This is a genomic window from Streptomyces sp. NPDC101234 (genome assembly GCF_044767525.1).
In the GTDB taxonomy this organism is placed as follows: domain Bacteria; phylum Actinomycetota; class Actinomycetes; order Streptomycetales; family Streptomycetaceae; genus Streptomyces; species Streptomyces sasae.
This window is the reverse complement of record NZ_JBIWOA010000025.1, coordinates 1-13645: the sequence shown is the minus strand read 5'-3', so window position 1 is coordinate 13645 and position 13645 is coordinate 1. Positions and strand designations below refer to the sequence as shown.

Below are 13645 nucleotides of genomic sequence, written 5' to 3'. Positions count from 1 at the left end.
GCGATCCGCGACCGCCACTCCAGAAGAGCACAACGACTAAATAAGTGCAACCGATGCACTTTTGAAGTCGTACAACCTGCGGTAGTGTCCTGGGGAGGTTGGCCGACGAACGCGAACGCCGAGGTGAGAGATGCTGTTCACTACCCGTCCCACCCTTCAGGGCACCTTCGGCATGGTGTCGTCCACGCACTGGCTGGCCTCCCAGTCGGCGATGGCGGTCCTGGAGGCCGGCGGTAACGCGTACGACGCCGCCGTCGCGGGAGCGTTCGTGCTGCACGTCGTCGAACCCCACCTCAACGGGCCCGCCGGCGAGGTGCCGATCCTGCTCGCCCCGGCCGGCGGCGAGGTGCGGGTGCTGTGCGGACAGGGCGTGGCCCCGGCCGGCGCCACCGTCGCCCACTACCGGGGGCTCGGCCTGGACCTCGTCCCCGGCACCGGCCCGCTGGCCGCCGCCGTCCCCGGCGCCTTCGACGCCTGGCTGCTCCTCCTGCGCGACCACGGCACCAAGCCGCTCGACGAGGTCCTGAAGTACGCCGTCGGATACGCCGAGCACGGACACGCGCCGGTGGAGAACGTCGGCGCGACGGTGGACAGCGTCCGGGAGCTGTTCGAGACGGAGTGGACCTCGTCGGCGGAGCTCTACCTGCGCGGCGGACGGCCGCCCCGCCCCGGCGAGCTGTTCCGCAACCCCGCCCTCGCCGCGACCTGGAAGCGGCTGCTCGCCGAGACCGCGGGCGCCGGGGACCGGGAGGCACGGATCGACGCGGCCCGCGAGGTGTGGCGCTCGGGCTTCATCGCCGAGGCCCTGGTCCGGCAGGCCGCCCGCCCCACCATGGACACCAGCGGGGAGCGGCACACCGGCACCCTCACCGCCGCCGACCTGGCCGGCTGGTCCGCGGCCTACGAGCGCCCGGTGTCGTACGACTGGAACGGCTGGACCGTGTGCAAGGCGGGCCCCTGGAGCCAGGGCCCCGTCCTCCTCCAGCAGCTCGCCCTGCTGCCGCCCGAACTGCCCGCCTACGGCTCCGCGGACTACGTCCACCTCCTGGTCGAGGGCTGCAAGCTCGCCATGGCCGACCGCGAGGCCTGGTACGGGGACGCGGCCGAGGTGCCGCTGGCCGAGCTGCTCTCCGACGCCTACAACGCCGGACGGCGGGACCTGATCGGCGCCAAGGCCTCCGAGGAGCTACGCCCCGGCAGCCCCGGCGGACGCGAGCCGCGACTGCCCGGGTACGCGCGCGTGGAGGCCGGGAGGAGCACCGCCTTCGACCCGCTGGGCGCCGGTGAGCCGACGGTCGCGCAGGTCGCCGCCGACGGCACCACCCGGGGCGACACCTGCCACCTGGACGTCGTCGACCGCTGGGGCAACATGGTCGCGGCCACCCCCAGCGGCGGCTGGCTCCAGTCCAACCCGGTCGTCCCCGAGCTGGGCTTCCCGCTCGGCACCCGGCTCCAGATGGCCTGGCTGGAGGAGGGCCTGCCGAACTCCCTCACGCCCGGCCGGCGCCCCCGCACCACGCTCACCCCGTCGATCGCGCTGCGCGGCGGGGTTCCGGTGCTGGCCTTCGGCACGCCCGGTGGCGACCAGCAGGACCAGTGGCAGCTGCACTTCTTCCTGGCCGCCGTCCTGCGCGACCGGGTCCGCGGCGGCCTCGACCTCCAGGGCGCGATCGATGCCCCGAACTGGCACAACGACAGCTTCCCCAGCTCCTTCTACCCGCGCGGGCGCCGACCCGGGAGCGTGACCGTCGAATCGCGGACGGACCCCCGGGTGGTGGAGGAGCTGCGGCGGCGCGGCCATGACGTGACGGTCGCGCCGGACTGGTCGGAGGGACGGCTGTGCGCCGTGGCACGGGACCCGGAGACCGGCGTGCTGTCGGCAGCGGCGAATCCACGCGGGATGCAGGGGTACGCGGTGGGACGTTGATCGTCGGCACTGTCTGTTCGGCCGGATTCCATCGGTAGTACACCCGGGCGGCGGGGATTGTCAGTGGCGCGTGCTCTCATGGGGGCATGATCGAAGCAACGGAGACCATCGACGAGTTTCTCCTTCAGCACGCCGGTGACGTCGAGGATGCCGTCCGCAAGGCCGCGCGCACCGAGATCCTGCCCCGCTGGCGGCGGCTCGCCGACGACGAGATCGACCAGAAGGCCGGGCCGCACGATCTGGTGACGGACGCCGACCGGCTGGCCGAGAAGTACCTCACCGGGGCGCTCGGCGCCCTGCTGCCCGGCTCCGTCGTGGTCGGCGAGGAAGCGGTGCACGCGGACCCGTACACCTACGAGGCGATCCAGGGCGACGCGCCGGTGTGGATCGTCGACCCGGTCGACGGCACCCGCCAGTTCGTGCGCGGCGAGGACGGCTTCTGCACCCTGGTCGCGCTCGCCCACCGCGGTGTCCTGCTCGCCTCCTGGACCTACGCCCCGGCCCGCGAGCAACTGGCCACGGCGGTACGGGGGAAGGGCGCCTTCCTCGACGGCGTACGGCTGCTCGCCGGGTCGCCCGCCGAGGGCCGGGACCTCGAAATCGCCACCTCCCACCCGGACTACACGACCGACGCGCAGAAGCGCGCGCTGCACGCCCTGTGGGCCGACGGCATCGCCCCGCGCGCCTGCGGCTCGGCGGGTCTGGAGTATCTCGCCATCGCCCGGGGCGAGTTGGATGCCACAGCCTTCTCCTGGGAGGCGGCCTGGGATCACGCGGCCGGGCTGCTGCTGGTCGAGGAGGCGGGCGGCGCCCACCTCACCCTCGACGGCGAACCGTTCCGCATCACCGGCGGCAACACCCTGCCGTTCACCGCGGCCCGCGACGCGGCCACCGCCCGACGCGTGGTGGACCTGCTGCAGAACCCGCACTGGTAACCCCGAGCGAGGAGAGTGTCAGTCCTCCGGCATATCCTGAAGCCGAGTGGCCATCGGCTGACGAAGGGGTCCGAAGGTGCCGTCGATGCTCGATGCGGTCGTGGTGGGTGCGGGGCCGAACGGACTGACGGCCGCCGTGGAGCTGGCCCGCCGCGGTTTCTCGGTCGCGCTCTTCGAGGCGAAGGAGACCGTCGGCGGCGGCGCCCGCACCGAGGAGCTGACACTTCCCGGCTTCCGGCACGACCCGTGCTCCGCCGCGCACCCGCTCGGCATCAACTCGCCCGCGTTCCGCGCCCTGCCGCTGGAGCGCTACGGCCTGGAGTGGCTGCACGCCGAACTGCCGATGGCGCACCCCTTCCCCGACGGCCGCGCCGCCGTACTGGCCCGCTCCGTCGCGGAGACGGCGGCCTCGTTCGGACCACGCGACGCGGGCACGTACCGCAGGCTGGTCGAGCCGTTCCTGCCCAAGTGGGACACCCTCGCCAGGGACTTCATGTCCCTGCCGCTGACCGCGCTGCCGCGTGACCCGGTCACCCTCGCCCGTTTCGGCCTGGTCGGGCTGCCGCCCTCCTCCCTGCTGCTGCGCCGCTTCCGCGACGAGCGGGCCAGAACCCTCTTCGCCGGTCTCGTCGCCCATGTCATGGCCCCGCTCAGCGGGTTCGCGACCGGCGCCATCGGCATGGTCTTCGCCCTCGCCGCGCACGCCCGCGGCTGGCCGGTCGCCAGGGGCGGTTCCCAGGCCATCTCCGACGCCCTCGCCGCCTATCTGAAGGACCTCGGCGGCGCGATCCACACCGACTACCAGGTCAAGCGTCTCGACGACCTGCCGCCCGCACGGTCGTACATCTTCGACACCTCGCCCACCGCGCTCGCCCGTATCGCCGGCTTCGGCGACTACTACCGGGACTACCGTTACGGCCCGGGCGTCTTCAAGATCGATTACGCGCTGGACGGCCCGGTCCCGTGGACGGCCTCCGAGGCCCGCCGCGCCGGGACCGTGCAGATCGGCGCGGACAGCGCGGAGATCGGCACCGCCCTGCGTGCCGCCTCGCGCGAGGGCCGCGCCCCCGACCGGCCGTTCATGATCACCGTGCAGCCCAGTGTCGTGGACCCGTCCCGCGCCCCCGAGGGCAAGCAGGTGTTCTGGGCGTACGCCCACGTCCCCAGCGGCTGGACCGGCGACCTCACCGAGGTGATGGAGCGTCAACTGGAGCGCTTCGCCCCGGGGTTCCGCGACCGCGTGCTGGCCCGCGCCACCGCCGGCCCGGCCGAACTCGCCGCCCGCAACGCCAACTACGTCGGCGGTGACATCGGCACCGGCGCGGTCTCAGGCCTGCAGATCCTGCTGCGCCCCAAGCTCTCGCTGTTCCCGTACGGCACCCCGCACCCCGCCGTCTTCATCTGCTCGTCGGCCACCCCGCCGGGCCCGGGTGTGCACGGCATGTCGGGGCACAACGCGGCGAAGGCCGTGTGGAGGAGGCTGAGACAGTCATGACCCGCATCACGCTCGTCCGGGGCGACATCACCCGGCAGACCGCCGACGCGATCGTCAACGCGGCCAACTCCTCCCTGCTCGGCGGCGGAGGCGTCGACGGCGCCATCCACCGGCGCGGCGGCCCCGCGATCCTGGAGGACTGCCGGAAACTGCGCGCCGGGCACTACGGCAAGGGCCTGCCCACCGGCCAGGCGGTCGCCACCACGGCCGGGGAACTCGACGCGAGCTGGGTCATCCACACGGTCGGCCCCGTCCACTCCACGAGCGAGGACCGCTCCGACCTGCTGGCCTCCTGCTACCGCGAGTCCCTGAAACGCGCCGACGAAGTCGGCGCCCGCACGGTCGCGTTCCCGGCGGTCTCCACCGGTATCTACGGCTGGCCGATGGACGACGGTGCCCGGATCGCCGTGGCGACGGTCCGGGAGGCGGACACGGCCGTCGAGGAGGTCCGCTTCGTACTCTTCGACGAACAGGCGTACGAGGCCTTCGCCGCGCAGCTCCCCTGAGAGACCGAGGGAACACCCGCGTCAGCCCAGGAGCCGGCGCTTCTGGGCCGCGAACTCCTCGTCGGTCAGAACGCCCTGCGCCTTCAGCTCGGCCAGCTCCTTGAGCTGGCCGATCCGAGCCGTCATCTCGTCCTCGACGGGCTGCGTCGACGGCGGTGGCTGATACGCGGCCTGCGGTTGCGGCTCCTGCTGTTCGTAGTCCTGCTGGGCCCAGCGGCCCGCTTGGCGTCGCGAGACCCGGTTGGACACCGCTGTGGCGGTGCCGGCGACGACAGCGGTGCGGGCGATTCCCCGCAGCAGTCCGGGCATGTCCCTCATCTCCCCTCGGACGGCGGATCCCTCAGGCGGCGGATCCCTCAGGCGGCGGCGGATCCGTCGGGCGGCGTCGGCTCCTCGACGGCGTCGAGCGAAGCCAGCAGGGCCTGCACGGGAATCCGGCCGCTCGCGACCAACTCGGCCCCGCTGCGCCGCAGTGCGCGTGCCAGGGGAGCGGCCCACAGGTTCTCGTACACCAGGACCGCGGCGGAGTTGCCGGGCTCCAGGGCGTTGCCCGCCTCGGCGAGGTCACCCTCGTCCAGCAGCCCGGACGAGGCCCCCTCGAAGACGGTGAGATCGGCCTCCTCGTCGCCGAGATCCCGCAACTCCAGCGCGGAGACCGAGCCGTCGGCGTCCTTGCGCAGAAAGGCGAGGTCGAGGATCCGTACGACGCGGCGGTCGGCGAGATCGACCAGCAGGGGCAGGGCCTCGCCCGTCAGGCGGTTGCCCGGGAACTCGATCACCAGGTAGTCGACGGGGCCCATGTCCTCGACGCTGTCCATGGCCACTCCTCCTGTGCGACGCGGGAGTGTGCGGGGCGGTGCGGTCGTCAGGCCGCACGCTCCATTCCAGCACCGGCACCGGATCACCGCACTCCAGCGGGCCGGCTCGGCCACCGTCCGTGGCGTGGCCACCGTCCCCGCTCGGTCGTCGGTTCGTCGGTTCGTCAGCTGGTCAGCTGGTAAAGGCTCCTGCCCACCAGCCAGAAACCCAGGAGCAGACACAGCGTCACCAGCGCCTGCTCCTGGTGAGCTGCCAGCCAGGCCCGCAGCCGCAGCAGGCGGGCCCGTGCCGCGGTCGGGGCGAACACCACGTACAACTCGACGGCGAGCAGGCTCGCGGTGGCCAGGACACAGAAACCGACCAGGGTGAGCCAGGTCGTGAAGTGCGAGGTGTCCGCCTCCACCACCGTCGTCGCCCCGGCCGCGACCAGCCCCCAGGGCTGCAGCAGGACGGCCAGGCCGGCCGCGCTCCAGACCGTGCTGTGATCCATGTGCGAGGTCAGGGACGCGGACGGCGACGCGGACGGCGACTGCTCGGGCCCGGTCGGCCCGCTCCCGGGCCGTCGGCCGCGGAGACCGCCGCGCCGCCGGCGCCGGTGCTCGCCGTACAGGATGAGCGACACCCCGATGAACAGCTTCGCCGCGAGGACGGCGGTGGAGGGCGGGGACCTCGGCGGTGGCGGCTCGCCGCCGGTCACCACCAGGACGATCGCGATCACCAGGGTCAGGCACGCCAGCCAGCTCAGGATGAAGACCAGGCCCTTCCACACCCCCCTCGCCGACGCCACCACCAGGACGAAGGCCATGAGAGGCAGCGGTTCGAGGGTGATCGCCAGGCCGATGAGCACCAGATCGAGCACCATGGCGACCCCCAGCGTCGGCGACCCCCGGCGTCTCGGACACCACGAGCGTAGGCAGGAGTTGTCCGTACGACATCCGGGGCGGTTCCCGGCGAAGCCCTCCGGAGTGCCGCCGGGGCGACCGCCCCGCACTCTGGACGCAGGAAGGAGCGATGCCATGCAGACCAGCGGGCGGGTGCCGAGCACCGGCTCCCGGCCCGTTCCGTCCAGGTGGCGCGCGCGGACCGCGCGGCTGGTCGCCTGGGCACAGGAGGTGCACCGGCGGGCGGAGGTCCGGTACCCGGTCGTCATCCACCTCGCGGACCGCATGGTGTCCGTGAACATCTTCGACACCGCCACCCGACTGGCCTCCCTGTGCTTCCTGGCCGCCGTTCCGCTGCTCTTCGTCTTCGCCGCCTACGCCCCGCCGGCCATCCGGGACCAGCTGATCCGTTCCATGCGCTCGGTGTTCGGGCTGACCGGTCCGGCCGACGCCGAGATCCAGCAGCTGATGCAGCCCCAGGGGGAGAGTCTGCGGCAGACCACCGGCGTGATCGGCGTGCTCATGGTGCTGATCTCGGCCACCGCCGTCAGCCGGGCCGTGCAACGGCTGTGCAAACGCTCCTGGGAGATCCCCCGGGGCGGCCGGGTCGCTCCGTGGCGCTGGGTGGCCTGGCTCGCCTTGTGGATCACCGCGCTGGTCCTGCAGGGCTCGTTGCACGACGGCTTCGGCCTGGGAGCCTGGCTGGGCGTCCCGGTCACCCTCGTCGCCGAGGTGGGCCTGTGGTGGTGGACCCAGCACCTGTTGCTCGGTGGCTGTGTCGCCTGGAAACCCCTGCTTCCCGGTGCTCTGATCACGGCGATCACCCTCACCGCCCTGACGGCCACCGCGCGCTTCTACATGCCGAGGGCACTCAACCGAGCCCTGGCCGGATACGGCGCCCTGGGATCGGTCTTCGTGCTCCTGTCCTGGCTGATCGTGGTCTGCCTGGCCGCCACCGTCAGCGTCAGCTGCGGCGCGGTCCTCGCCCAGGAACCGTTCCTCGCCGACCGGCTCGGCAGCCCGCCACCGAGCCGGGACCGGGACGCGGGGACGATCTGACGGCGGTACCCGTCGCCCGTTCGGCCCGCCCGGGCGGGCGACGGGGCGGCAGGACTGAGGCAATGGGGTGATCAGACTCCCAGCACGCCGGAGGTCCCGTGGCCGAACCGCCCCCTCCACAGCCCCCGGACCCGGACACCACCGGGAGCGGGGCCGGGCCGAACGGTCACCCGGCCGGCGCCGCCGGCCGGATCGCGCGCAGCACCTCCTCGGCCGTCCTCATCGTGCTGACCTGCATCCTGGTGCCCGTCGCCCTGCTGGCGACCTGGGTGCACGACATCGTCCTCGACACCGACCGGTACGTGTCCACCGTCGCTCCCCTCGCGACGGAGCCCGCCGTCCAGGACGCGGCCGTGCACCGGATCACCGAGGCCGTGGGCGCCCACGTGGACGGTCCCCAGGTCGCCGGGGACATCGCCGGCTGGCTGCAGTCGCAGGGACTGCCGCCCCGGGCCGCCGACGCGCTCAGAGGACTGGGGCCGCAGATCGACAACGCCGTCGACCAGACGGTGACCAAGGCCGCCACCCGCGTGGTACGCAGCGATGCCTTCGCCGGTCTCTGGCGCACCGCCAACCGTGCCGCCCACCAGGCCGTCGTGCACGCCCTGACCGGCAAGGGCCGCGGCGCCATCGGGGTCAGCGAAGGTACGGTCACCCTGGACGTGGGCACCGCCGTCGACCGCGTCAAGCAGGACCTGGTCGACGCGGGCCTGAAACCCGCCGACAAGATCCCCCAGGTGAACAAGCAGCTGGTGCTGTTCCAGTCCGACGAGCTGGCGAAGTTCCGCAAGGGCGCCCGCCTGCTCGACATCGTCGGGAACTGGTTCCCGGTCCTCGTCGTGCTCTTCGGCGCGGCCGGTGTCCTCCTCGCCCGCGGCCGGCGCCGGGCCCTGGCGCGCACCGCGCTGGGCGCCGCCTTCGCCTGCCTGGTGGTCGCCGTCGGCCTGGTCGTCGCCCGCCGCTACTACCTGGACCACCTGCCGTCCCAGGTGCAGTCCAAGGCGGCGGCCGCAGCCGTCTTCGACACGCTGGTGCGCTTCCTGCGGGTCAGCCTGCGTACGGCCGTCGTCCTGGGCGTGGTCATCGCCCTCGGCGCGTACTTCATCGGGCCGGGACGCCTCCCGGTGGCTGTCCGGGGCACGTCGGAACGTACGGCGGACTCGGCCGCCCGCTGGGCGGCCGGGCACCACGTCCGCACCGGACGGGCCGGCACCTGGGCGCTCGCGTACCGGCGGTGGATCACCCTTGCCGCACTGCTGATCATCGCTCTGGTCTTCGCGCTCTGGAACCATCCCACCGTGCTCACGGTCCTGCTGCTGGTGCTCGTGCTGCTGGCCGTCCTCGCGGTGCTCTGCCTGCTGGCGGCCGCCGGCCGCGTCGACGCCGACACGCCCCCGGCAGCCGCCCCGGCCCACCCCGGCGACCGGACATGACCCCACGCCCGGCCACCCTCGACGGACCGCGCCCGGTGCGTGGGCGGTGGGGCTGTCGTGGGGCGGGTCGGTTGTGTGCTGTGGCTGGGTGGCGGGGCCATGGTGGGTGTGGTCGGCGGTCGGCTGTGGCTGGGTGGCGGGGGTGTGGTGGGTCAGGTCGTCGACGGTGCGTTGTGTGTGAGGGGCGGGGCTGTGATGGGTGCGGGCTCCAGTCGTCCGTGCGCGGGTGGTGGGGCTGTGGTGGGGGTGGTCGGTCGTGGTCTGCGGGGTGGCGGCAAGGCTGGGATTCTGAAGGTGTGAAGCGCCGACAGCGCCCTGACCGACAGGGGCGGTGATCTCTGTGGCCGTCGAGAACGAGTTCCCGCGCCGACCGGTCGCCGTACCGGCCGGTCCGCTGGCCGAGCCGTTTCTGCGGACGCGGTTCGCCGTGCCGGCCAGGCCGCCCACCTTCCTGCGCCGCCCCCGGCTCGCCGACCACCTGGACCAGGCCCTCGACCGGCCGCTGACGATCGTCGACGGTGCCGCGGGCGCCGGCAAGACCCTGCTGGTCGCCGACTGGGCCGCCGGACTCGGGCAGCCCGTCGCCTGGCTCACCGTGGAGGCCGCGGACCAGGGCTCGGGCAGGTTCTGGGCCTATGTGCTGCACGCCCTCCACGAGACCGGGACACCGCTGCCCGCCGGAGTCTCCGGCCCCGGGGACGCGGCCCGGGTCGACCACCGGCTGCTGACCCGCATCGCCGACACCCTGAACCGGCGGGAGCGCCCCGCGATCCTCGTGCTCGACGATTTCGACCGGCTGGCCGCCCCCGATGCGGCCGAGCAGCTGGAGTTCGTCCTGCACCACGCCGGGGACGGGCTGCGGCTGGTCCTGGTCACCCGTTCCGAGCCCCTGCTGCCCCTGCACCGCTACCGGAGCGCGGGCGCCGTCACCGAGATCAGGAACGCCGAGCTGGCCTTCACCACCGAGGAGGCGGCCGAGCTGCTGGCGCGGCACGGACTGCGGCTGCCCACGGAGGCGGTGCGGGGCCTGGTCGAACGCACCGGGGGCTGGGCGGCCGGGCTGCGCCTGTGCGCCCTGGCCGCCCAGCAGAACGCGGACCCGGAGACGTACCTGAAGGAGTTCGAGGCCGGCCACAGCATGGTCGCCGAGTTCCTGCTCGCCGAGGTGCTGAAGGCCCAGCCGGCCGAGACCCAGGACCTGCTGCTGCGCGTCAGCGTGCTGGACTGCTTCTGCCCCGGACTCGCGGAGGCGCTGGCGGACTGCGGCGGTGTCGAGGCCCGGCTGGCCGAGCTGCACGGCCAGAACGCGTTCGTCGAGGACCTCGGACACTCCTGGTACCGGCTGCACCCGCTGTTCGCGGAGATCCTCCGGGTCCATCTGCGGGCACGCTCCCCGGGACTCGAACCGGAACTCCATCTGCGGGCCGCCCGCTGGCTGCGGGACTCCGGCGCGATACCGGAGGCACTGGCACACGGCGCGGCGGCGGGTGACTGGGAGTTCACCGCCGGCGCGCTCGTGGACGACCTGGCGCTCGGCCGGCTCATCGCCGGCCTGCCCGCGGACGACGTCACCGAGTTGTTCTCCCGTATGGACTCCGCCGCCACGGGCGCGGCGGCGGACCTGGTGCGCGCGGCTCGCGAGCTGTCCGGGCCCGATCTCGGTCTCGGCCTGGCCCACCTGGGGCACGCCGAGGAGAACCTGTCCGACGGGACGTCCGCCGCGCGTCGCCTGAGCGGAGCGCTGCTGGAGGCCCTGGCGGCCCGGCTGACCGGTTCCCCCGGCCGGGCCGAGCAGGCGATGTCCGCGGCTCTGCGGCTGCGCCGCGAGGTGCCCGCCCAGCTGCTGGCGAAGCACCCCGAACTCACCGCCCTGCTGCTCTGCCATGTGGGCTCGGCGCGGGTATGGGCCGGACGTTTCGACGACGCGCGCGCGGTGCTGACCGAGGTGCTCGCCACCCCCTGCGACACGGCGTCGGCCCTGCCCCGGGAGGACGCCCTCGCCCATCTCGCCCTGATCGACTATCTAGGCGGCTGGATCGGCAGGGCGGAGAGCCAGGCGCTGGCGGCGGCCGCGGCACGCTGTCCCGGCGGGGAGCACGCCCCCGGCGCCGGGCTCGCGCAGCTGGTGCTGGCCGCCGTCGCCGTCGACCGCGACGAGCCGGAGCGGGCCCGGAGCCTGCTCGACGAGGTGGCCGGACCCGGCTCCGGCCTGCCCGACCCGGTGACCGAGGCGGCCCGGGCCCTGGCGACCGCACGGCTCCTGCTGGCGCTCGGCGACCCGCGGGCCGCGGCGACCGCCGCCGGCCCTGCCGTACCGGCCCTGACGCCCTCGCCCTGGGCCGAGGCCCACACGGCCCTGGCCGCCTCGGCCGCCCACCTCGCCGAGGGCAGGCCGGAGACGGCCGCCAAGGCGCTGGACGACCTGCCCTGCCAGGACGAGCCCGGGTACGCCGCGGAACTGGCATGGGCCCGGTTCGCCGCCGGCCGCCAGGAGGAGGCCGTCGCGGCGGCCGAGCGGCTGGGCACCACGGACCGGGCCGGACCCGGAGTGACGGTCCGGGCCACGCTGGTGCGCGCCCGCGCCGCGGCGGAGGTGGGGGACACCGGTGCCGCCGGCAAACTGCTCGCCAGGGCGCTCCTGGACGCCCGCCGGGACCGGTTGCGGCGCCCGTTCCTGGACGCCGGACCGCGGATCCGGCGCCTGCTGGAGGCCCCGCCGCTGCACGGCCTGACCGCGGGCTGGCTCCTCGGCGACGGCTGCGCGCCCGGCGGCGGACGGGGAGCGGGCGAGGAGCCGCCGGTACCGGTGGTGGAGGAGCTGAGCGCCCGCGAGCGCGAGGTGCTCACCCGGCTGGCCCAGCTGATGTCCACGCAGGAGATCGCCGCCGATCTGTATGTCTCCGTGAACACGGTCAAGACGCACCTCAAGGGCGTCTACCGGAAACTCGGCGTGGGCCGGCGCGGCGACGCGGTACGCCGGGCCCGCGACCGCGGCCTGCTGTGACCCGCCCCCTGCCCACCGGAACGCCGGCTCGGCGACGGTTCACCTCTGCCGGGTGAGGCCGGACGCCGTCGCGCGGCGCAGGCTCGATGGATGGACCGCAGCAGCCCCGCGGCGGGAGACGTCCCATGCGCTACGAGATCCGCCTCGAAGGGATCATGTCGGAGACGCTGACCAAGGCATTCCCCGAAATGGATCACGTGATGATGTCCGGTCAGACGATCCTGTTCGGCCATGTCGTCGACGAGGCGCACCTCTACGGGCTCCTGAACCGCTGCCTGTCGCTCGGACTGCGGGTCGTCGAGATGAGGCCGGTGCCCGAGTGACAACCGCCAGCACCACGCCGACCCGGTCGGGGCGGTCCGGGAGCGCCCGGTGCCACCGGCCGTTCCCGGGCCCACGATCACCCGCACGGGGTGAGGCCTTCCACCGGGTGCGGTGCGCACGCTGACAACCTGAGCCCGGCTCGACAGCCGGTGCCGTGGACGGAGGACACAAATGAGCGCGCAGACCTACCTCGCGTACGACTATCCGTTGCTGAGCGCCTTCTGGACCATGCTGTGGCTCTTCCTGTGGATCATGTGGCTGGTCCTGCTGTTCCGGGTCGTCCTGGACATCTTCCGCGACGACTCGATGGGCGGCTGGGCCAAGGCCGGCTGGCTGGCCCTCTGCATCGTGGTCCCGTTCCTGGGCGTCCTCGTCTACGTGATCGCCCGTGGCAAGGGCATGGGGCAGCGGGAGATCGCCCAGGCCCGCGACCAGCAGAAGGCGTTCGAGTCCTACGTCCGGGAGACCGCCAGGGGCGGCACCGGCGGGACCAGCAGCGTCGACGAGCTGACCAAGCTCTCCGAGATGAAGGCCCGCGGCGACATCTCGGACGACGAGTTCCGCAGGGCCAAGGAACTGGTCCTGAGTGACCTCGGGCCGGCCGCCGGCCGCCCCGGCACCGTGGCCGGTGCCCCCGGGACCGTGGCCGGTGCACCGAGGCGCTGAGCCCCTCAGAGAACGAATCGAGGCAGTCGTATGACAGCGACACACCCCGCGCAGCACCCGCACGCACACACCGCCCGGATGCAGTGGGCCGGCGGACTGACGGCCTTCGCAGCCGTGATGCTCATGATCGCCGGACTGCTCGCGGTCTTCCGGGGCATCATGGCGATCGCCCAGGACGACGTCTTCGTCACCACGCCCAACTACGTGTTCAAGTTCGACCTCACCAGCTGGGGCTGGATCCACCTGGTACTGGGCGTGATCGCGGTGGCCGTCAGCATCGGCCTGTTCCAGCCGGCCGCGTGGGCACGCGGCGCGGGTGTGGCCATCGCCGCGCTGGTGATCATCGCCAACTTCCTGTCCCTGCCGTACTACCCCGTCTGGTCCGTCGTGATGATCGCACTGTCCGGATTCATCATCTGGGCGCTGTGCGTGGTGCAGCGCGACGACTCCGAGGAGCGGGTCTGACGGTCCGCGAACGCCACAGGGGTTGGCGCCGCCGGCGGCCACCCCGGTGGGGGTGGCGGCCCGTGAGCGGGCGGGGGCGGGGGGGCGCCGGTGGGGGTGGGGCGCGTGGCGGGCCCCCGGGGGCAGGGCCG

Annotated in this window: 13 protein-coding genes; 10 read left to right on the top strand and 3 right to left on the bottom strand. The window is 73.5% G+C overall.

Going from position 1 to position 13645, the window contains the following annotated elements:
• Window positions 1-130: 130 nt before the first annotated feature.
• The 4 genes from ACIRR9_RS36480 to ACIRR9_RS36465 all read left to right on the top strand — a co-directional run bounded on the left by ACIRR9_RS36480 (window position 131) and on the right by ACIRR9_RS36465 (window position 4863).
• Window positions 131-1927: a gamma-glutamyltransferase family protein gene (locus ACIRR9_RS36480; protein ID WP_403760992.1), complete on the top strand. Its 1797-nt coding sequence runs from the start codon at window positions 131-133 to the stop codon at window positions 1925-1927.
• Window positions 1928-2013: 86 nt separating this feature from the next.
• Window positions 2014-2862, top strand: a complete 849-nt coding sequence (locus tag ACIRR9_RS36475; protein ID WP_403760989.1) for an inositol monophosphatase family protein — start codon at window positions 2014-2016, stop codon at window positions 2860-2862.
• Window positions 2863-2947: 85 nt separating this feature from the next.
• Window positions 2948-4357 carry a phytoene desaturase family protein gene (locus tag ACIRR9_RS36470; protein WP_403760986.1) on the top strand — a complete coding sequence of 470 codons (1410 nt, stop codon included), beginning with the start codon at window positions 2948-2950 and terminating at the stop codon, window positions 4355-4357.
• Window positions 4354-4863, top strand: a complete 510-nt coding sequence (locus ACIRR9_RS36465; protein ID WP_403760984.1) for an O-acetyl-ADP-ribose deacetylase — start codon at window positions 4354-4356, stop codon at window positions 4861-4863. Before ACIRR9_RS36470 ends, ACIRR9_RS36465 begins: the two co-directional genes overlap by 4 nt.
• A gap of 21 nt (window positions 4864-4884) precedes the next feature.
• Here the strand turns inward: ACIRR9_RS36465 and ACIRR9_RS36460 are convergent, their stop codons facing one another.
• The 3 genes from ACIRR9_RS36460 to ACIRR9_RS36450 form a co-directional block, all read right to left on the bottom strand.
• On the bottom strand, window positions 4885-5172 hold the full coding sequence (locus tag ACIRR9_RS36460) for an SHOCT domain-containing protein (protein WP_403760981.1): 288 nt from the start codon (window positions 5170-5172) through the stop codon (window positions 4885-4887).
• A gap of 47 nt (window positions 5173-5219) precedes the next feature.
• On the bottom strand, window positions 5220-5681 hold the full coding sequence (locus tag ACIRR9_RS36455) for a DUF6325 family protein (protein WP_365347008.1): 462 nt from the start codon (window positions 5679-5681) through the stop codon (window positions 5220-5222).
• Window positions 5682-5845: 164 nt separating this feature from the next.
• Window positions 5846-6544 (bottom strand): GAP family protein, encoded by a 699-nt coding sequence (locus tag ACIRR9_RS36450; protein ID WP_403760978.1) that lies wholly within the window; start codon window positions 6542-6544, stop codon window positions 5846-5848.
• A 154-nt stretch (window positions 6545-6698) separates the two neighbouring features.
• Between ACIRR9_RS36450 and ACIRR9_RS36445 the strand changes: the two genes are divergently transcribed.
• From ACIRR9_RS36445 to ACIRR9_RS36420, 6 genes are all read left to right on the top strand, one after another.
• Window positions 6699-7622, top strand: coding sequence for a YhjD/YihY/BrkB family envelope integrity protein (locus ACIRR9_RS36445; RefSeq protein ID WP_403760976.1), 924 nt, complete (start codon window positions 6699-6701; stop codon window positions 7620-7622).
• Window positions 7623-7720: 98 nt separating this feature from the next.
• Complete coding sequence (locus ACIRR9_RS36440) at window positions 7721-9055, top strand: hypothetical protein (protein ID WP_403760973.1); 1335 nt, start codon at window positions 7721-7723, stop codon at window positions 9053-9055.
• Between the two features lie 331 nt (window positions 9056-9386).
• On the top strand, window positions 9387-12059 hold the full coding sequence (locus ACIRR9_RS36435) for a LuxR C-terminal-related transcriptional regulator (protein WP_403760971.1): 2673 nt from the start codon (window positions 9387-9389) through the stop codon (window positions 12057-12059).
• Between the two features lie 125 nt (window positions 12060-12184).
• Window positions 12185-12382: a hypothetical protein gene (locus tag ACIRR9_RS36430; RefSeq protein ID WP_123972529.1), complete on the top strand. Its 198-nt coding sequence runs from the start codon at window positions 12185-12187 to the stop codon at window positions 12380-12382.
• A 172-nt stretch (window positions 12383-12554) separates the two neighbouring features.
• Window positions 12555-13049, top strand: a complete 495-nt coding sequence (locus ACIRR9_RS36425; protein WP_403760968.1) for an SHOCT domain-containing protein — start codon at window positions 12555-12557, stop codon at window positions 13047-13049.
• A gap of 30 nt (window positions 13050-13079) precedes the next feature.
• Window positions 13080-13514 carry a hypothetical protein gene (locus ACIRR9_RS36420; RefSeq protein WP_123972527.1) on the top strand — a complete coding sequence of 145 codons (435 nt, stop codon included), beginning with the start codon at window positions 13080-13082 and terminating at the stop codon, window positions 13512-13514.
• Window positions 13515-13645 lie beyond the last annotated feature (131 nt).

Excerpts from the sequence above, each read along its gene's own strand:
- ACIRR9_RS36480 (WP_403760992.1), top strand. The coding sequence starts at position 131 with ATGCTGTTCACTACCCGTCCCACCCTTCAGGGCACCTTCGGCATGGTG.
- ACIRR9_RS36475 (WP_403760989.1), top strand. The coding sequence starts at position 2,014 with ATGATCGAAGCAACGGAGACCATCGACGAGTTTCTCCTTCAGCACGCC.
- ACIRR9_RS36470 (WP_403760986.1), top strand. The coding sequence starts at position 2,948 with ATGCTCGATGCGGTCGTGGTGGGTGCGGGGCCGAACGGACTGACGGCC.
- ACIRR9_RS36465 (WP_403760984.1), top strand. The coding sequence starts at position 4,354 with ATGACCCGCATCACGCTCGTCCGGGGCGACATCACCCGGCAGACCGCC.
- ACIRR9_RS36460 (WP_403760981.1), bottom strand. The coding sequence starts at position 5,172 with ATGCCCGGACTGCTGCGGGGAATCGCCCGCACCGCTGTCGTCGCCGGC.
- ACIRR9_RS36455 (WP_365347008.1), bottom strand. The coding sequence starts at position 5,681 with ATGGACAGCGTCGAGGACATGGGCCCCGTCGACTACCTGGTGATCGAG.
- ACIRR9_RS36450 (WP_403760978.1), bottom strand. The coding sequence starts at position 6,544 with ATGGTGCTCGATCTGGTGCTCATCGGCCTGGCGATCACCCTCGAACCG.
- ACIRR9_RS36445 (WP_403760976.1), top strand. The coding sequence starts at position 6,699 with ATGCAGACCAGCGGGCGGGTGCCGAGCACCGGCTCCCGGCCCGTTCCG.
- ACIRR9_RS36430 (WP_123972529.1), top strand. The coding sequence starts at position 12,185 with ATGCGCTACGAGATCCGCCTCGAAGGGATCATGTCGGAGACGCTGACC.
- ACIRR9_RS36425 (WP_403760968.1), top strand. The coding sequence starts at position 12,555 with ATGAGCGCGCAGACCTACCTCGCGTACGACTATCCGTTGCTGAGCGCC.
- ACIRR9_RS36420 (WP_123972527.1), top strand. The coding sequence starts at position 13,080 with ATGACAGCGACACACCCCGCGCAGCACCCGCACGCACACACCGCCCGG.